The organism is Streptomyces sp. NPDC054842 (assembly GCF_053611025.1).
In genome coordinates, this window is sequence record NZ_JBSGZN010000004.1 from 184408 (window position 1) to 201456 (window position 17049).

Annotated in this window: 15 protein-coding genes; 8 read left to right on the plus strand and 7 right to left on the minus strand. The window is 73.4% G+C overall.

Translation table 11 applies throughout. The features are described from left to right. Positions 1-4: 4 nt before the first annotated feature. From ACWGIS_RS05195 to ACWGIS_RS05205, 3 genes are all read right to left on the minus strand, one after another. Positions 5-508, minus strand: a complete 504-nt coding sequence (locus tag ACWGIS_RS05195; RefSeq protein WP_453361040.1) for a nuclear transport factor 2 family protein — start codon at positions 506-508, stop codon at positions 5-7. Next, positions 505-1425, minus strand: coding sequence for a dihydropteroate synthase (gene folP, locus ACWGIS_RS05200; RefSeq protein WP_453361041.1), 921 nt, complete (start codon positions 1423-1425; stop codon positions 505-507). Before folP ends, ACWGIS_RS05195 begins: the two co-directional genes overlap by 4 nt. A gap of 237 nt (positions 1426-1662) precedes the next feature. After that, on the minus strand, positions 1663-3468 hold the full coding sequence (locus ACWGIS_RS05205; protein ID WP_453361042.1) for a phosphatidylglycerol lysyltransferase domain-containing protein: 1806 nt from the start codon (positions 3466-3468) through the stop codon (positions 1663-1665). A 228-nt stretch (positions 3469-3696) separates the two neighbouring features. On the opposite strand from ACWGIS_RS05205, the gene ACWGIS_RS05210 reads away from it, so the two are divergent. Then, entirely contained in the window at positions 3697-4824 is a 1128-nt protein-coding gene (locus ACWGIS_RS05210) for an alpha/beta hydrolase (RefSeq protein WP_453361043.1), read from the plus strand. Positions 4825-4870: 46 nt separating this feature from the next. On the opposite strand, the gene ACWGIS_RS05215 is transcribed toward ACWGIS_RS05210, so the two are convergent. Next, positions 4871-6019 carry an ABC transporter ATP-binding protein gene (locus ACWGIS_RS05215; RefSeq protein ID WP_453361044.1) on the minus strand — a complete coding sequence of 383 codons (1149 nt, stop codon included), beginning with the start codon at positions 6017-6019 and terminating at the stop codon, positions 4871-4873. A gap of 174 nt (positions 6020-6193) precedes the next feature. Between ACWGIS_RS05215 and ACWGIS_RS05220 the strand changes: the two genes are divergently transcribed. From ACWGIS_RS05220 to ACWGIS_RS05235, 4 genes are all read left to right on the plus strand, one after another. After that, positions 6194-6916: an ABC transporter permease gene (locus ACWGIS_RS05220; protein WP_453361045.1), complete on the plus strand. Its 723-nt coding sequence runs from the start codon at positions 6194-6196 to the stop codon at positions 6914-6916. Beyond that, positions 6913-7593 (plus strand): ABC transporter permease, encoded by a 681-nt coding sequence (locus tag ACWGIS_RS05225; protein WP_453361046.1) that lies wholly within the window; start codon positions 6913-6915, stop codon positions 7591-7593. Before ACWGIS_RS05220 ends, ACWGIS_RS05225 begins: the two co-directional genes overlap by 4 nt. Before the next feature lie 78 nt (positions 7594-7671). Next, a complete protein-coding gene (locus ACWGIS_RS05230) occupies positions 7672-8634 on the plus strand; it encodes an ABC transporter substrate-binding protein (protein ID WP_453361047.1) in 963 nt (320 codons plus the stop codon). A gap of 249 nt (positions 8635-8883) precedes the next feature. After that, a complete protein-coding gene (locus ACWGIS_RS05235) occupies positions 8884-10521 on the plus strand; it encodes a hypothetical protein (RefSeq protein ID WP_453361048.1) in 1638 nt (545 codons plus the stop codon). A gap of 183 nt (positions 10522-10704) precedes the next feature. On the opposite strand, the gene ACWGIS_RS05240 is transcribed toward ACWGIS_RS05235, so the two are convergent. Together ACWGIS_RS05240 and ACWGIS_RS05245 are read right to left on the minus strand one after the other, a co-directional pair. Beyond that, positions 10705-12006 (minus strand): PH domain-containing protein, encoded by a 1302-nt coding sequence (locus ACWGIS_RS05240; RefSeq protein WP_453361049.1) that lies wholly within the window; start codon positions 12004-12006, stop codon positions 10705-10707. A 203-nt stretch (positions 12007-12209) separates the two neighbouring features. Continuing rightward, positions 12210-12704: a PH domain-containing protein gene (locus ACWGIS_RS05245; RefSeq protein ID WP_453361050.1), complete on the minus strand. Its 495-nt coding sequence runs from the start codon at positions 12702-12704 to the stop codon at positions 12210-12212. Positions 12705-12735: 31 nt separating this feature from the next. Here ACWGIS_RS05245 and ACWGIS_RS05250 point away from each other — a divergent pair, with 31 nt between their 5' ends. Continuing rightward, positions 12736-13887: an NADH-quinone oxidoreductase subunit D gene (locus tag ACWGIS_RS05250; RefSeq protein ID WP_453361051.1), complete on the plus strand. Its 1152-nt coding sequence runs from the start codon at positions 12736-12738 to the stop codon at positions 13885-13887. On the opposite strand, the gene ACWGIS_RS05255 is transcribed toward ACWGIS_RS05250, so the two are convergent. Then, positions 13852-14889, minus strand: a complete 1038-nt coding sequence (locus tag ACWGIS_RS05255; protein ID WP_453361052.1) for an SAM-dependent methyltransferase — start codon at positions 14887-14889, stop codon at positions 13852-13854. The two genes, ACWGIS_RS05250 and ACWGIS_RS05255, sit on opposite strands and share 36 nt — an antisense overlap. Before the next feature lie 164 nt (positions 14890-15053). Between ACWGIS_RS05255 and ACWGIS_RS05260 the strand changes: the two genes are divergently transcribed. Then, complete coding sequence (locus ACWGIS_RS05260; RefSeq protein WP_453361053.1) at positions 15054-16259, plus strand: sensor histidine kinase; 1206 nt, start codon at positions 15054-15056, stop codon at positions 16257-16259. A gap of 110 nt (positions 16260-16369) precedes the next feature. Beyond that, positions 16370-17041, plus strand: a complete 672-nt coding sequence (locus tag ACWGIS_RS05265; protein ID WP_453361054.1) for a response regulator transcription factor — start codon at positions 16370-16372, stop codon at positions 17039-17041. The last annotated feature ends 8 nt before the right edge of the window (positions 17042-17049 follow it).

Genomic DNA, 17049 nt, shown 5'->3' on the forward strand with positions numbered 1-17049 from the left:
CCACTCAACCGGGTGTGTCCTCACCCTCGTCGTCATCGGATTCGGCCAGGACGGGCGAGGCGTGGTGCGACCAGAGCTTCCAGCCGTCGGGTGTGCGCTGGAACACGTTGGTGGCGACGACGAGCTGACCCACCAGCGGGCCCAGCTCGTCGCTGTCCTCCGGCGGCGGGCCGCCGCTGAGGATGTTCTCGGTGCAGGTCACCAGGGCCGTGTCGCCGGTCACCGAGACGTGCACGTCGGTGAGGAAGAACTGGATGTACTCGGTGTTCGCCATGATCAGCGCATACGACCTGAGGACCTCGCCGCGGCCGAAGAGCACGGGCCAGCCGGGATGCACGCAGGAGATGACCGCGGCGTCCGCCGGGTCGTGGACCTCCTCGTCGATGCCGAGGTCGGCCGGCGTGACCCACAGCGAGGACAGCTCCTCGAAGTCGCCCCGCTCCATCGCCTCGTAGTACGCGGTGTTGGCGAGCTCGACCTGCTCGACGTCGATGTGGGGGGCGTTCACCGGCCTTCCCCGCCCAGCTCGCGGGCGCCGGCGACCTGGGGCCCGGCGATGTTCGCGGCACGGGCGCCCTCGACGGCACGGGCCACCCGGACCGCGTCGGCGGTCGCCCGCACCTGGTGCACGCGTACCGCCCAGGCGCCCTGCTGGGCGGCGAGGGCGGAGACCGCCGCGGTGGCGGCGTCCCGTTCCCGGGCGGGCGGCGGGGCGCCCTCGGGGCCCGCGAGGACCCGGCCGAGGAAGCGTTTGCGGGAGGCGGCGACGAGCAGCGGGTGGCCGAGGGCGCGCAGCCGGTCGAGGTGGGCCAGGAGGGTCAGGTCGTGCTCCGCCTCCTTGGAGAAGCCGAGGCCGGGGTCGACGACGATCCGGTCGGGCGCGATGCCGCCCGCCAGGACGGCCTCCACGCGTGCGTGCAGCTCGTCGACGACTTCGGAGACGACGTCCGTGTAGGAGCCCTTGACGTTGCCGCCCGCCAGGAAGCCGCGCCAGTGCATCACCACGAAGGGGGCGCCCGCGGCGGCGACGACCGGGATCATCGCGGGGTCGGCGAGGCCGCCGCTGACGTCGTTCACGAGGGCGGCCCCGGCGGCGAGGGACTGCTCGGCGACGGAGGCGCGCATGGTGTCGACGGAGACGGTGACCCCCTCGGACGCCAGCCCGCGGACGACCGGGATGACGCGCCGCAGTTCCTCCGCCTCGTCGACGCGGGTGGCGCCGGGGCGGGTGGACTCACCGCCGACGTCCACCAGGTCGGCGCCCTCGGCGACCAGGCCGAGGCCGTGCTTGACGGCGGCCGTCGTATCGAACCAGCGGCCTCCGTCGGAGAAGGAGTCGGGCGTCACGTTGACGACCCCCATCACCGCGCAGCGGTCCCATGCCGGCAGTCCCGCCACTTCGCCGCGCCCGCTCTTCGTGCTCATGCGTCCAGCCTAGGGGGTGCCGTTCGGATCCCCCCTGGCCCGGGACGCCGGGCAATGCACCCCGTGGGGGTGCGGCAGGCCCCGAATGCGCCCGGTACGCGGGTCCGTGCCCCGCCCGGGCCGCACCCCGCCGGGCGCGGTGGCCCGGTCCGGAGTGACCCACCCGACACCCCTCGGCCCGGCCGGGGCGGCCCGGTGGCCGGCGAAGCGCCCCCGGGGCGGGCCCGGGGCCGGGGATCAGGCCGTGCTGATCTCCCGTTCGGCGACGCCGTGCGGGCAGGGGCGGGGGGCCGCCGGGCGGCGGCGCAGCAGCCGGGGCAGGGCGAGCTGCACGAAGCCCTCCGCCTGCATGGCGGCGAGCCCGATCCGCGGCAGCTCCCCGGAGGAGCGGTAGACGACGAAGCGGGGTTCCCAGCGGGGACGGAACTTCGCGTTGAACTTGTACAGGGACTCGATCTGGAACCAGCGGGAGAGGAAGACCAGCAGGCCGCGCCAGGCCCGCAGCACGGGACCGGCCCCGATCCTCTCGCCGCGGGCGAGGGCGGAGCGGAACATCGCGAAGTTCAGCGACACCCGCGCGACCCCCAGCCGGGGAGCGGCCTGGAGGGCGGCCACGATGAGGAGTTCGTTCATGCCGGGGTCGGCCGAGCGGTCGCGCCGCATGAGGTCGAGGGAGACGCCGTCGGCGCCCCACGGGACGAAGTGCAGGACGGCCTTCAGATCGCCGTACGGGCCCGGCTCGGCGTCCGCCCGGTGGGCGGTGGCGATGAGACAGTCCCCGTCGGCGGGGTCGCCGATGCGGCCGAGCGCCATCGAGAAGCCGCGTTCGGTGTCGGTGCCGCGCCAGTCCTCGGCCGCGCGCCGTATCCGGTCGAGTTCGCCCTCGCCGAGGTCACGCACGCGCCGTACCCGGGTCTCGTAACCGGCCCGCTCGATGCGCTTCACCATCTGGCGCACATTGCGCATCGGGCGCCCGCCGAGGCTGAAATCCGCCACGTCCACCACCGCCTCGTCCCCCAGTTCGAGGGCGTCGAGGCCGGTCTCGCGCGTCCACACCTCGCCGCCCGTCTCCGAGCAGCCCATGACGGCCGGCGTCCAGGAGTGGGCCTTCGCCTCGTCCATGAAGCGTTCGATGGCGCCGGGCCAGGCCTCGACGTCGCCGATCGGGTCGCCGCTCGCGAGCATCACGCCCGAGACGACGCGGTAGGTGACCGCCGCCTTGCCGCTGGGGGAGAAGACGACGGCCTTGTCGCGGCGGAGCGCGAAGTGGCCGAGCGAGTCCCGGCCGCCGTGCCTCTCCAGCAGGGCGCGCAGCCGGCTCTCGTCGTCGGGGGTCAGCCGCGCGGCCGGGTGTTCGGGGCGGAAGGCCAGGTGGATCGTGGTGACGGCGGTCAGCAGGCCGAGGGCGCCGAGGGAGAAGGCGACCGTCCAGGAGGTGGGTCCGGTGTAGTCGACGGGGCCGGAGAAGCCGAACAGGCCGTAGAGCACGTGCTGGATGCGGTCGGCGAGGCTGGGGTCGCCGGTCAGCCGGTCGGCGTGGACGCTCACGATGACCAGGCCGAGGACCAGCGAACCGGCCCCCATGAGCACGAAGTTGGCCAGGGCGCGCCAGCGGCTGCGCGGGTCGGGCAGGGCGGCGAACTCCCCGCGGTGGCGCAGCAGCGGGGCGAGCAGGGCGAGGGAGAGGGCGACGCCGAGCAGGGAGTGCCGGTAGGCGAACTGGGCGAGGGCGCCGGCCGGCAGAAGGACGACGGCGGCCCGCCACGCCCGGCGCTTGTGACGGCGCAGGCCGTGCGCGAGGAGCAGCAGGAGGACGCCGGCGCTGAGGGACAGCGCGGCGGCGAACGGGCCGAGGGCGCCCGGCAGTACCTCGGCGACGGTGTGCATGCGGCTGTGCCGGAAGCGCGGGAACACACCGGCGCAGACGTCCAGGAGTCCCACGAGGGTGCAGGCTCGGGCGACCAGCGCGGGGGCCGCCTCGGGGCTCGGGCCGCGGAGCAGACGCCGTGTCCGGCCCGGTCGGTCCGGAACCTCACCCGACAATTCCCCATCTATCCTGACAGACATCGCATCCCGTAGTTCCGCGAGAGACCGTGAATCCGGTGCCAATCCGGCATCCGGCGACATTGCGCCCTCTAGGACGGTGTCGTGGGAAGAGAGGTTCACTCCCTTCCGGAAAGCCGTTTCAAAAGGCAGGGAAAGTCCCGGGCAAGCGTCCGCGAAGGAGCGACGCGCGAGCCCGGGATTGGAAAGCGCAGGCAGGAAGAGCCCATGGGTCTCACGAGCAACAAGGTGCTGGTGCTGGCGGTGTCGTCCGCCGTGCTGCTGTTCGTCGGCACGGTGTGGCTGTGGCCGCGGCTGGCGCGCCGCACCTGGCGGGCCGTCGGCGGCCGGGTCGGGCTGCTGCTGGCCACCCAGGTCGCGGTCCTCGCCTCGATCGGTCTCAGCGCCAACCAGGCCTTCGGCTTCTACGCCAGTTGGGCGGATCTGTTCGGCCGGGAGAGCGGACAGGGCGTCGTCGTCGACCACGGCACCGGCGGGGCCGGCGGCGGACCCCTCAGGGTCACCGGCACCCAGCAGGTGAACGTGTCCGGCGGGGCGCGCCCGCAGGTCGGCGGCCAGATCCAGAAGGTGGCCCTCGTCGGCCGGACGACGCACATCGCCACACCCGCGTACGTCTACCTGCCGCCGGAGTACTTCCAGCCGCAGTACCGCACCCGTACGTTCCCGGCGGTCACGGTCCTCACCGGCTACCCGGGCACCGCCGAGGCGCTCATCAAGGGCCTGCACTACCCGCAGACGGCACACGCGCTGGCCAAGGACGGGAAGATCCAGCCGATGATCCTGGTCATGCTGCGGCCCACCGTGGCGCCGCCCCGGGACACCGAGTGCGTGGACGTCCCCGGCGGCCCGCAGACCGAGTCCTTCTTCGCCAGGGACCTCCCGGAGGCCGTGGCGGCGCACTACAGGGTGGGCAGGAAACCGGGCAGCTGGGGTGTCGTCGGCGACTCCACGGGCGGGTACTGCGCGCTGAAACTCGCCGTCCACCACCCCGGGACCTACGCCGCCGGGGCGGGCCTGTCGCCGTACTACACGGCGCCGACCGACGCCACCACCGGCGACCTCTTCCACGGAGACGAGGCGCTGCGCGACCACGCCGACCTGTGGTGGTACCTCAAGCACCGTCCCGCGCCCGACACCTCACTGCTCGTCACCAGCAGCAGGCAGGGGGAGACCAACTACCGGGACACGCTGAGGTTCATAGAGCTGGTGAAGTCGAGGCGGCCGACCCGGATCTCGTCGGTCATCCTCGACAGCGGCGGCCACAACTTCAACACCTGGCGGCGCGAGATCCCCGGCACGCTCCAGTGGCTCAGCGGACGGCTGAGCGACCGCTGAACCCGCGTCAGTCCCCCGGCGGCCCACGTCTCGTGCCCGTACGCCTCTAGGAACCGCTGACCGTCTCCAGGTCGACGTCCGCGCGGGCGATGTCCTGGGCGTCCGCCGCCGTGGAGCGGCGCAGCGCCTCGTGCAGGCGGGCCGGGGTGAGGACGCCGAGGAACCGGCCCTCGCTGTTCCCGTCGATGACGGCGATCCAGCCGGCGTCGTGCTGGAGCATCGTCGAGAACGCCTGCTTCAGGGAGGCGCCCACCGGCAGCCACGCCTCCATCCGGCGGGCGTGCTCCCGGACCGTGCCGGTCCGCCCGCTCGCGTGCTCGGCGGAGATCCAGCCGTGCAGGTCCCCGCGCGCGTCCAGGACGACCGCCCAGCGCGCGTCGAGCTTCCTCGGCAGCGGGTCGTCGAGGCGCACCACGGGCGGCTGTTCGAGGTCGCTCTCCTCGATGGGCGTGACGGACAGCCGCTTGAGGCCGCGGTCGGCGCCTACGAAGTCGGCCACGTACGGGGTCGCCGGGGCGCCCAGGACGGCGGACGGGGTGTCGAACTGCTCGATGCGGCCGGCGCCGTAGACGGCGATGCGGTCGCCGAGGCGCACGGCCTCCTCGATGTCGTGCGTGACGAACAGCACGGTCTTGCGCACGGACTGCTGGAGCCTCAGGAACTCGTTCTGAAGGCGCTCGCGCACCACCGGGTCGACCGCGCCGAACGGCTCGTCCATGAGCAGCACCGGCGGGTCCGCGGCCAGGGCCCGGGCGACGCCCACGCGCTGGCGCTGGCCGCCGGACAGCTGCTCGGGGTAGCGGTCGCCGTAGACGGCGGGGTCGAGGCCGACCAGGTCGAGCAGTTCGGCCGCGCGCTCGCGTGCCTTGGCGCGCTTGACGCCGAGCAGGTGCGGGACCGTCGCCGTGTTGTCGAGGACCGTCTTGTGCGGGAAGAGGCCGACCTGCTGGATGACGTAGCCGATACGGCGGCGGAGCTGGACCGGGTCGATGCCGGCTATGTCCTCGCCGTCCAGGAATATCCGCCCGTCCGACGGCTCGATGAGGCGGTTCACCATCTTCATGGTGGTGGTCTTGCCGCAGCCCGAGGGGCCGACCAGCGTGACCAGTTCACCCTCGGCGACCTCGAAGGACAGGTCGTCGACGGCGGTGGTGCCGTCCGCGTACCGCTTGGTGACGTTCTCGAACCGGATCATGGCTCCCCATTGTGGCCGCGGACGGCGGGTGTTGTGTGAAGGCAGTGTTTCGCTCGTACGGCGACTCTCGGCCATTGTCGGTGGTGGGCGTTAGGGTCGCGAGCAAGTCAAAACGATGTGCGGGTGTGCGGTCCACTGACATACGTTCGGTGATTGCGGGGGAGGTGGGGCGGGGTGAGCGAACAGAACTGCCTGGTGGCGAACGACTGGATCTGCGGGGAGTACGTCCGCTCCCGCGGCCAGGAGCTGATCGACGCCACGGTGCAGCACGTGTGGATCACGGTGGCCTCGGTGGTGATCGGTGTCCTCGTGGCCTTCCCGCTGGCGCTGCTGGCCCGGCGGTTCGGCGCCCTCGCCGGCCCGATCCTCGGTCTGACGACCGTCCTGTACTCGGTGCCCTCGCTCGCGATGTTCTCCCTGCTGCTGCCCCTGTTCGGGCTCTCGGCCGCCCTGGTCGTCACCGGACTCGTCCTGTACTCGCTCACGATCCTCGTGCGGAACATCCTCGCGGGGCTCCAGTCCGTCCCCGAGGAGGCCCGCGAGGCCGCCCGCGGGCTGGGCTACGGCTCCGGGCGGCTGCTGTGGGAGGTCGAACTGCCGCTGGCGCTGCCCTCGGTGCTGGCCGGCGTGCGCATCGCCACCGTCTCCACCGTGGCCCTGACGACCGTGGGGTACATCGTCGACTACGGCGGCCTCGGCACGCTGATCGTCAGCGGGCTGCGCAGCGACTTCAAGGCGCAGGTGCTCACCGCGTCCGTGCTCTGCGTGCTGCTCGCCCTGGTGGCCGACCTGCTGCTGCTCGGCCTCCAGCGACTGCTGACCCCCTGGACGCGGGCGACCCGCGCCCCCCGAATACGGCGGCGTCCGGCCCCGGCGAAGGTGGCTGAGGCGGCGTGAACGCGATATCGGGCGCCTACGACTGGCTGACGGCCGGGGCGAACTGGCAGGGCGAGAAGGGGGTCTGGCACCGGCTCGCCGAGCACCTGTACTTCAGCGGGGTCACGCTCGCCGTGTCCTGCCTGCTCGCACTGCCGCTCGCCCTGTGGCTCGGGCACATCGGCAAGGGGGGAGCGCTCGCCGTGAACCTCTCCAACGTGGGACGGGCGGTGCCCACGCTGGCGGTGCTCGTGCTGCTCACCCTCACCCCGCTCGGCCGGCACGGGGACCTGCCGACACTCATCGCGCTGGTCCTGTTCGCCGTCCCGCCGCTGCTGACGAACGCGTACATCGGGATGAGCGGGGTCGACCGGTCCGTCGTGGAGGCGGCGCGGGGGATGGGGATGAGCGGCGGTCAGGTGTTCCGCCAGGTCGAGCTGCCGCTGGCGTACCCGCTGATCATGACCGGGGTGCGGTCCGCGACGGTGCAGATCATCGCCACGGCCACGCTCGCCGCGGCGGCGGGCGAAGGCGGGCTCGGCCGGATCATCACCGCCGGGTTCAGCCTCCAGAACACACCGCAGGTGGTCGCCGGAGCCTTCCTGGTGGCGGCGCTCGCGCTGCTGCTCGAAGGCGTGCTGGTGCTGGCCGGACGGGTCTTCGACCCGATGCGCGGACGCCGGGCCGCGTCGCGGTGACGCCGGATTTTCTCTTGGGTACGCGGTGACTCCGCCTGTCGGGGCACCGCGACGTACGACTTCTCGATAGGGGTAACGATGAACAGCAGAACGCGTCGGATGGCGGTCGCGGCGGTGGCCGTCGGCGCGCTGACCGCGGGGCTCACCGCGTGCGGCGGCGACAGCCTGGAGGACGACGGCTCCGGAAAGGCGTCGGGCGGCGGCAAGGGCGAGCTCGTGATCGGCGCCGCCGGGTTCACCGAGGCGAAGGTCCTCGGCGAGCTCTACAAGCAGGTGCTCGCCAATGCCGGATACAGCGTCTCGGTCAAGACGGTCGAGAACCGCGAGATCTATGAACCCCAGTTGGAGAAGGGGGCGATCGACATCGTCCCCGAATACGCGGCGACGCTCGCGGAATTCCTCAACCTGAAGCAGAACGGCGCGAAGGCGAAGCCCGTCGCCTCCAGCGATGTCGACGCCACCGTCGCCGCACTGCGCGAGCTCGCCGAACCGAAGGGCCTCAAGGTGCTGCCGGCCGGCGAGGCGGTCGACCAGAACGCGTTCGCGGTCAGCAGCGAATTCGCCGGGAAGCACAAGCTGAAGACGCTTTCGGACTTGGGGAAGTCGGGCGTCAAGGTCAAGATCGCGGCGGGCGACGAATGCGAGACGCGGCCCTTCTGCGCACCGGGTCTGGAGAAGACGTACGGCATCGACGTCTCCGGAATCGACCCCAAGGGCGTCGGGACCACCCAGGCCAAGGAGGCGGTCAAGCGCGGTGAGGACCAGCTGGTGCTCACCACGACCACGGACGCGACGCTGAAGAACTTCGACCTCGTGCTCCTGGAGGACGACAAGAAGCTGCAGAACGCGGACAACGTCCTCCCGGTCGTGAACGCGAAGGACGCGGGCGACAAGGAGATAGCCGACGCCCTGGGGAAGTTGACCCAGACGCTCACCACGGACGATCTCGTGGAACTCAACCGCAAGGTCGACGAGGAGCGCCAGAAGGAAGCCGATGTGGCCAAGGCCTATCTGGAGTCGAAGGGATTGATCAAGAAGTGACCGTGCCGCCTCTCGGGCGGAATGCGGCCTTCTCGTGAGTGCGTGACCGGCTCACGGCGGAGATGAACCGACAGCCCCTGCGGCGTTCTCGCGAAGGCGCGGGAGGGGCTTCGCAGGGACGCCGTCACGGCCTTCGCGCAGTCGCCGTGGGGCCGTTGTCGGTGCCCGGGGCGTGAGAAGGCTGCGGGGTGGCTGTGTTTTTACCTCGCGGGGCTCCAAGATTCGCCTACGCGCGGTAAGTTTCTGGCCATGCCACGTGGACGTCACCGCCATTCCCCGCCTCTGCACAGGCTGCTGCCCCCTTCGGCGATCGCCGGCGTCGCGCTCGTCTACGCCGTCGGTCCCTGGCTGTTCACGGAGCCCGCGGTGCTCCGCGCGCTGGCCGCGGGGGCCGCGCTGACGACCGTCCTCGGCTCCGTCGTCATGCGCCGCTGGGACACGGCGGCGGGCAAGCGCGTCGCCGAACTCACGCGCGCGCGGGCGAGTGACGAGTGGCGCCACGAGGAGCGGGTCGCCGAACTGGAGACCGATCTTGAGGAGTCGCGCGAGCTGCGCGCCAAGCTGGAGCAGCGGCTGCGTGCCAAGCGGACGGAACTGGCGAACCTGCGCAACGAGCACGCGGCGCTGCTGCGGCGGTACGCCACGGCGGAGACGGAGCGCGCGACCGCCCTGGAGGGGCGGCGCCTGCTCGCGATAGAGAGCTCGGTGCCCGCCCGGGCGCTGCCCGCGTCCCCGTCCGGCACGGCCGCCCGCACGCCCGGGGCCGTGGCCTCTCCGGGAGCGGCCCCCGTCCCGTCGGCGGACGCCGAGTCCGCGCCCGCCGCGGAGACCGCGCGTACCGTCCCGGCACCGGCGCCCGCTCCCGCCGCCGAGCGCGCCGCCGGTCCCCAGGACGCGTCGGGTCCGGACGCAGCGAAGGAGACCGCGAGCGCGCCCGAGGACACGGAGACCGCGAGCGCGCCCGAGGACGCCGAGCCGGATTCCGGCCCGGGCGAGGCGTTCTCCCCGACGGGGTCCTCGCTCTTCCTGCGCGCCAACTCCGCGCTGGACCGCATCGTGGGCGAACGGGCCGCGCGGCCCGAGCCCGGCACCGACGACCCCGGCCCCGGCGCCCCCGCCAAGGGCCCCTCGGGCAAGGGTGATTCAGGAGCACCGGCGCCGACGGCCGAGCTCCCCGCCCAGGACGGCCCGGCGAAGGAGAACTCCGCGCAGGACGGCCCGGCGAAGGACTCCTCCGCGCGGGAGGACGGCCCGGCGAAGGAGAACTCCGCGCAGGACGGCCCGGCGAAGGACTCCTCCGCGCGGGACGGCGCCGGACAGGCGCACACCCAGGAGGACGAGGCCGAGGGGAAGCCGGGGGCGGTCGACGGGCACCAGCGCGCGGCCGCCGTGCCCGCAGACGAGGCCACCGCCTCCGCCCGCCCGTCGACCGGCCGCCCCGCCGCGGGAGCGGCGCCCGTGGCGGAGTCCCCCGCCACCTCGCGGGACGCGGCCGACGACGTGTCCGAGGCGTCCGCCGCCTCGGCCCTCACGCCCGTGAAGCCGACGAAGCCCGTCAAGTCCGTCCGGCCGTCGGGGCACTTCACGGTGCCGACCGCGGTGGCCGTCGTACCGACCGCGCCCCGGCGGCGCCAGGCGGTCGAGGGCGGGTTCGACTTCTTCGGCACGCAGAAGGGGACCTCCCCGGACGCGCTGGAGGCCGTGCAGAACGAGGACCTCGCCGACGTGGTCGGCCAGGAGGCGCTCGCGCTGCACAAGGCCGAGTCCGAGGCCGTGCAGTTCAAGCCGGCGGACGAGTCCCGCGGAATCGGCCAGGTCATCGACCTGACGGCGCACGACGAGACGGAGCAGATCGACGTGGCGGAGCTGCGGAGCGCGGTCTCCTGACCACGCGGGTCCACGAGTTCACCCGAGGGCACCGGCGACAGCGCCGGTGCCCTCGGGCTTTGGCGGTTCCGGGGCTGGCGGTGCTTTCACGGTGTGGCGGGTCCGGGGCTGGCGGTGCCTTCACGTCGTGAGGGCCCCGTGTCTGCCAATGCCCTCACGCCGTGAGGGGTTCCGGGTTCGCGTTCAGGCCATCCACCGGTCGGGGCGGGCCTGACGGCGGCCCGTGCGGGAGCGGTCGGCCTGGGACTGCAGGAGGTCCGCCGCCTCGCCCGCGTCCCGCAGCCGCGCCGTGACGGTCTTGTTCGCCCCGGTGTCCACGTGGACGTCCGCGAGGCCCTTGAGGCGCGACCAGGGCCCCTGCTCCAGCCGTACGCTCTGCACCTTCGCGTGCGGGACCAGGGCGAGGCTGCGGCGCAGCAGCCCGTGCCGGGCGACGAAGGCGGTGTCGGTGACGGCGAGGCCGTAGCCCCGCCACCAGAACGGGAGGCACCAGCCGGCCCGGCGCGGCGGCCGTGAGAGGACCCCCGGCACGACCACACCGGGCAGCACCCGGGCGATCACCTCGTCCGCGATCGCGCGCGGGGCCACCGGCACGAGCACGGAGTTGGACGACCCGGCCACGTCCAGCTCGACGCGGACCCAGCCGCGCCGCCGCCACAGCAGGGGCTCGACGATCCGTACGGTCTGCACCCGGCCGGGCGGCACGGTCTCGTGCGTACGGTCGAGGAGGCCGTGGTCGATGCGCAGGCCGTCCGGGGACTCGCCCACTGTCCAGTCGTACTCCCCGACGAAGCGGCCCACGCTGCTCGCGCCCGCCGCGCCCAGCAGCGGCAGCCCGGTCGCGAGGACCGTCCACAGGCTGTGGGTGGCGAGCCAGAGCAGCGACGGCACGACGAGCGCCGCGACCAGGGACCCCCAGGTGGCGCCGGTGAGCACGAGGGAGACGGCGAGGACACCCGCGGGCACGTGGAGGAGCCGCCGGGCCGGGGCCTCGCCGACCTCGTGCGCGGTGTCGGGGGCGAATCCGGCGGCGCGGGCGAGGAGTTCGGCGCGCAGGGCGCGGGCCTCGTCCTCGCCGAGGTAGGCGAGCTCGTCCTTCTTGTCGGTCCCTATGACGTCGAGTTTCAGCTTGGCGACGCCGGCGACGCGGGCCAGCAGGGGCTGGGTGACGTCGACGGCCTGGAGCCGGTCGAGACGGATGTGCGCGGTACGGCGGAACACCAGTCCGGTGCGGATGCGCAGATCGGTCCCCGTCACCGCGTAGTGGGTGAACCACCAGGTCAGGAAGCCGTACAGGGCGGCGGCCGGGACGAAGACGGCGAGCCCGACGAGCAGGGTGGTCGTCGTCAGCCGGGTGAGCTGGGCCTGTGCCTGGCCGGGGTCGTGCACCGCCCAGCCGGCGAGCACGGCGACCGGCGCCCAGGCGCGCCGCAGCGGGGTCACCGGGTGCAGGCGCTGCTCCACGAGCGGCCGCGCCTCCGCCACGCCGGCCCCGGCGCCCGCCGGGGACGTCCCCGGCGCGGCGGTGGGTCCCGGAGAGCCGGGGGCGCCCGGCGATCCGTGAGAGAGCGCGTCGGTGCCGGCGACCGGGAGCCCCGCCGGGCCGGGTGCGAGCGGCGTCCCCGGAGCGCCGGAGGGTTCCGGCAGGGGGGTGTCCGCGGCGGCCGGATCCGCCGGGCCCGGCGGCGTCACAGGCCCGCCGATCGGGCTTCGCCGAGTTCCGTCAGCCGGTCCCGCAGCCGCTCGGCCTCCTCGGGGTCGAGGCCGGGGATCCGGGCGTCGGTCGCCGCCGCGGCCGTGTGCAGCTGCACGCTCGCCAGCCCGAAGTACCGCTCCACGGGCCCCGAGGTGACCTCGACCAGCTGCATCCGCCCGTACGGCACGACGGTCTGCTCGCGCCACAGCACGCCCCGGCTGATCAGCAGGTCGTCCGCACGCTCGGCGTACCGCCAGGAGCGCCAGTTGCGCCCCAGCATCGCCCAGCCCCACAGGATCACGCCGAGGGGCAGCAGTGCGAAGGCCGCCCAGCCGGGTCCGGCGAGCAGCCAGAGCCCGACGGCCGCGGCGATCGCCAGCAGACCCGCCCACACCACCAGCAACAGCCGGCGCATCCGTAGCAGGCCCGGCGGCAGGCCGGTCCAGACGGGCTCGCCCGCCGCGTTCCGTGTGGTCCCCGTCTCCATGCCGCAAGGGTACGTACGAGAGACTGTCCCCATGACTCCCACGACGGAGACCATGGTCGGTATCGGCGGCGCCGCGGAGAGCACCGACATGGTGCTCAACATCGGGCCTCAGCACCCGTCCACGCACGGCGTGCTCAGGCTGCGGCTCGTCCTCGACGGCGAGCGCATCCAGCACGCGGAGCCGGTCATCGGCTACATGCACCGCGGCGCGGAGAAGCTCTTCGAGGCCCGCGACTACCGCCAGATCATCATGCTCGCCAACCGCCACGACTGGCTCTCCGCCTTCTCCAACGAGCTGGGTGTCGTCCTCGCCGTGGAGCGGATGCTCGGCATGGAGGTCCCTCAGCGCGCGGTGTGGATGCGCACGCTCCTCGCGGAGCTGAACCGCGTCCTCAACCACCTGATGTTCCTGGGGTCGTACCCCCTGGAGCTCGGCGGGATCACCCCGGTGTTCTACGCCTTCCGGGAGCGCGAGGAACTCCAGAACGTCATGGAGGAGATCTCCGGCGGCCGCGTGCACTACATGTTCAACCGCGTCGGCGGCCTCAAGGAGGACCTGCCGGCCGGCTGGACCACCCGCGCGCGGGAGACCGTCGCCTCCGTGCGCTCGCGGATGCACGTCTACGACGACCTGGTCCTCGGCAACGAGATCTTCCGGGGCCGCACGCGCGGGGTCGGCGTGCTGTCGCCCGAGGCGGTGCACGCCTACGGGGTGAGCGGGCCGATCGCGCGCGCCTCCGGGGTGGACTTCGACCTGCGCCGGGACGAGCCGTACCTCGCCTACCCGGAGCTCCAGGACACGCTGAAGGTGGTCACCCGCCAGGAGGGCGACTGCCTCGCCCGCTTCGAGTGCCTCCTGGAGCAGACGCACGTCGCCCTGGCGCTCGCCGACGCCTGCCTGGACCGGCTCGCCGAACTCCCGCCCGGCCCGGTCAACCAGCGGCTCCCCAAGGTCCTGAAGGCCCCCGAGGGGCACACGTACGCGTGGACCGAGAACCCGCTGGGCATCAACGGCTACTACCTGGTCAGCAAGGGCGAGAAGACCCCGTACCGGCTGAAGCTGCGCTCGGCCTCGTACAACAACATCCAGGCGCTCACCGAGCTGCTGCCGGGCACGCTGGTGGCGGACATGGTGGCGATCCTCGGCTCACTGTTCTTCGTGGTCGGGGACATCGACAAGTAGCTCCGCCGCGTCCGCCGGCAGGCCGATCCGCAGGCCGCCGACGGGCTGGAGCAGCCAGCCGAAATCGCCGAGTCCGCCCGTCGCGGTGAGCTCGGCGGCGTCGCCCGCCTCCGCGAGGGCCCGCACGTAGCCGGCCGGGTCCGTGGAGGCCAGCGACAGCGGCGGGCGCCCGCCGCGCACCCCGAGCGCCCCGAGGGCCGCCCGCTGGGTCGTCAGGCACGCCCCGGGCAGCGCACAGGCGTCCAGGGCCACATGCGCCGTGATGTCGCACGACCCGTCGGGCACGGGCACCGTCTCGCGGCCCGCGCGGAAGCCGGTGAGCGTCCCGAAGGGCGGCCGGGCGCCCGCGGAGTGCGCGTAGTCGGCGGCGACGGCCAGACCGCGGTCCAGGGCGGCGACCGCGCCGGCCCAGGCGGCGTCCCGGGGGAGGCCGATCTCGGCCCGCATGCCCTCCGACGGGATCGGCCACCAGCGGGCGAGCCACTCGGCGGCGGCACCCGCGACCGGCGGACCGAGCCGTTCCGTCCCGTCCTCCCGCACGAGCACCAGCCGGGCCACGCCGTCCGCGTCCGTCTCGGCCACGTCCACGGGGACGTTGTCCAGCCACTCGTTGGCGAACAGCAGCCCGGTGACCCCCCGCGGCGGCTCGGGCAGCCACTCGATCCGGTGATCGAGGCCCCCGGGGCGCGCGGCCCGCTCGACCGCGTACGGGCGCGTACGGGAGGCGACGTCCGCCGGCAGCGTGGCGAGGACCCCCGCCGCGAGTTCGCCCCGGCCCGCCGCCATGTCGACGAAGGCGAGCGCGGCCGGGCGCCCCAGCGCCTCGTCCACGCGGCACAGCAGACGCGCCACGGCCCGCGCGAAGAGCGGGGAGGCGTGGACGGACGTCCGGAAGTGACCCGCGGGTCCTTCCGGACGCCGGTAGAACCCCGCGGGCCCGTACAGCGCCTCCTCGGCCGCCGCCCGCCAGCCGCGCGCGCCGTCCGCCGTCGTGTCCGTCATCGGGCCAGGCTAGGGCCCTCCCCGCGGCCGGCCCGACCCTGGTCGGCCGGTTCCCGTGGGCGCGGAGGACTGGAGGCCCTCCACCTTGGGGAGTACGCGTGCGGGTTCCGGATCGGTCCTCCGGTTGACCCCTGCACACACCACGCTTCCCTACTCTGGGTTACGTGCAGCGCCTCTACGACTTTCTCCGCAGGTACCCGACGTGGGTCGACGGCTTCTGGGCCGCCGTCCTGCTCGGGATCACCGGCGTGAGCCTCAGCAGTGTCAGCGGGGCGTCCGAGCACCGGGGGCCGCTCGCCGCGGCCGTCCCGGTCGCCGTCGTCCTGTGTCTGGTCATCGCGCTGCGCCGCCGGATGCCCGAGAAGATGCTCGTGCTGGCGGCGGCCACCGGTGTCGCGCAGCTCGTCCTGGACGTGGGGGTGTCGCCCGCGGACTTCGCGATGCTGGTGATCATCTACACCGTCGCGGCGGACGGCGCCCGCTGGGCCTCCAGATTCGCCCTGGTCGGCGGCCTCTGCGCGGCGGCCCTCTCCCAGCTGCGCTGGCCGCAGGAGGGGACGGGCACCCCGGGCGTCGTCCTGATAGCGGTCTTCCAGACGGTGCCCTTCGCGCTGGCCTGGGTGCTGGGCGACTCCATCCGCACCCGCCGCGCCTACCTCGCCCAGCTGGAGGAGCGCGCCGCCCGCCTGGAGAAGGAGCGCGAGGCGCAGTCCAAGGTCGCGGTCGCCGCCGAGCGCGCCCGCATCGCCCGGGAACTGCACGACGTCGTCGCGCACAACGTGTCCGTCATGGTCGTCCAGGCCGACGGCGCCGCCTACGTCCTCGACGCCGCGCCCGACCAGGCCAGGAAGGCGCTGGAGACCATCTCGGGCACCGGCCGGCAGGCCCTCGCCGAGATGCGCCGCCTGCTGGGCGTGCTGCGCACCGGCGAGCACCAGGAGGGCGGCGAGTACGTGCCGCAGCCCGACGTCGAGCAGCTCGACGACCTCATCGAGCAGGTGCGCACCGCGGGCCTGCCCGTCGACTACAAGGTGGAGGGCACCCCGCGCCCGCTGCCCAGCGGCGTCGAGCTGACCGCGTACCGCATCGTGCAGGAGGCCCTCACCAACACCCGCAAGCACGGCGGCCCGAACGCCGGTGCGAGCGTGCGCCTGGTGTACTTCGACGACGGCCTCGGACTGCTCGTCGAGGACGACGGCAAGGGCGCCCCGCACGAGCTGTACGAGGAGGGCGGCGCCGACGGCAGGGGGCACGGCCTCATCGGCATGCGCGAGCGCGTGGGCATGGTGGGCGGCACCCTGGACGCGGGACCGCGCCCCGGCGGCGGCTTCCGCATCAGCGCCCTGCTGCCGCTCAAGGCGGCCCACTGACACCTGTACGCACGCTCACCGAGACACTGGTACGCGTCCGACCCCGCGGTCCGTGGCCGCCCGGCCCGCCGACTCCCGCACCCCCTGTACGACTCTGAAAGGGACCCCCGATGGCGATCCGCGTGATGCTCGTCGACGACCAGGTGCTGCTGCGCACCGGCTTCCGGATGGTGCTCGCCGCCCAGCCGGACATGGAGGTCGTGGCCGAGGCGGGCGACGGCGTCGAGGCCCTGGAGGTGCTGCGCGGCACCGAGGTCGACGTGGTGCTGATGGACGTGCGCATGCCGAAGCTGGACGGCGTCGAGACGACCCGCCGCATCTGCTCCCAGGCCGAGCCGCCGAAGGTGCTGATCCTGACCACCTTCGACCTCGACGAGTACGCGTTCTCCGGGCTGAAGGCGGGCGCCTCCGGCTTCATGCTCAAGGACGTGCCGCCGGGCGAGCTGCTGACCGCCATCCGCTCCGTGCACAGCGGAGACGCCGTGGTCGCCCCCTCGACCACCCGGCGCCTGCTCGACCGGTTCGCGCCGATGCTGCCCCACGCCGGCAAGCAGCCCCAGCACAAGGAGCTGGAGCGGCTCACCGACCGCGAGCGCGAGGTGATGGTGCTGGTCGCGCAGGGACTGTCGAACGGCGAGATCGCCGCCCGGCTCGTCCTGTCCGAGGCGACCGTCAAGACGCATGTGGGGCGCATCCTCACCAAGTTGGGGCTGCGCGACCGCGTGCAGGTCGTCGTCCTCGCCTACGAGACGGGGCTCGTACGGGCGGGCGGGCACGGCTGACCGGGGGC

What these genes read in the sequence shown, in the direction of transcription:
- ACWGIS_RS05215 (WP_453361044.1), bottom strand. Translation starts at nt 6,019, where the DNA reads ATGATCCGGTTCGAGAACGTCACCAAGCGGTACGCGGACGGCACCACC.
- ACWGIS_RS05245 (WP_453361050.1), bottom strand. Translation starts at nt 12,704, where the DNA reads ATGGAGACGGGGACCACACGGAACGCGGCGGGCGAGCCCGTCTGGACC.
- ACWGIS_RS05230 (WP_453361047.1), top strand. Translation starts at nt 7,672, where the DNA reads ATGAACAGCAGAACGCGTCGGATGGCGGTCGCGGCGGTGGCCGTCGGC.
- ACWGIS_RS05250 (WP_453361051.1), top strand. Translation starts at nt 12,736, where the DNA reads ATGACTCCCACGACGGAGACCATGGTCGGTATCGGCGGCGCCGCGGAG.
- ACWGIS_RS05235 (WP_453361048.1), top strand. Translation starts at nt 8,884, where the DNA reads ATGCCACGTGGACGTCACCGCCATTCCCCGCCTCTGCACAGGCTGCTG.
- ACWGIS_RS05265 (WP_453361054.1), top strand. Translation starts at nt 16,370, where the DNA reads ATGGCGATCCGCGTGATGCTCGTCGACGACCAGGTGCTGCTGCGCACC.
- folP (WP_453361041.1), bottom strand. Translation starts at nt 1,425, where the DNA reads ATGAGCACGAAGAGCGGGCGCGGCGAAGTGGCGGGACTGCCGGCATGG.
- ACWGIS_RS05210 (WP_453361043.1), top strand. Translation starts at nt 3,697, where the DNA reads ATGGGTCTCACGAGCAACAAGGTGCTGGTGCTGGCGGTGTCGTCCGCC.
- ACWGIS_RS05255 (WP_453361052.1), bottom strand. Translation starts at nt 14,889, where the DNA reads ATGACGGACACGACGGCGGACGGCGCGCGCGGCTGGCGGGCGGCGGCC.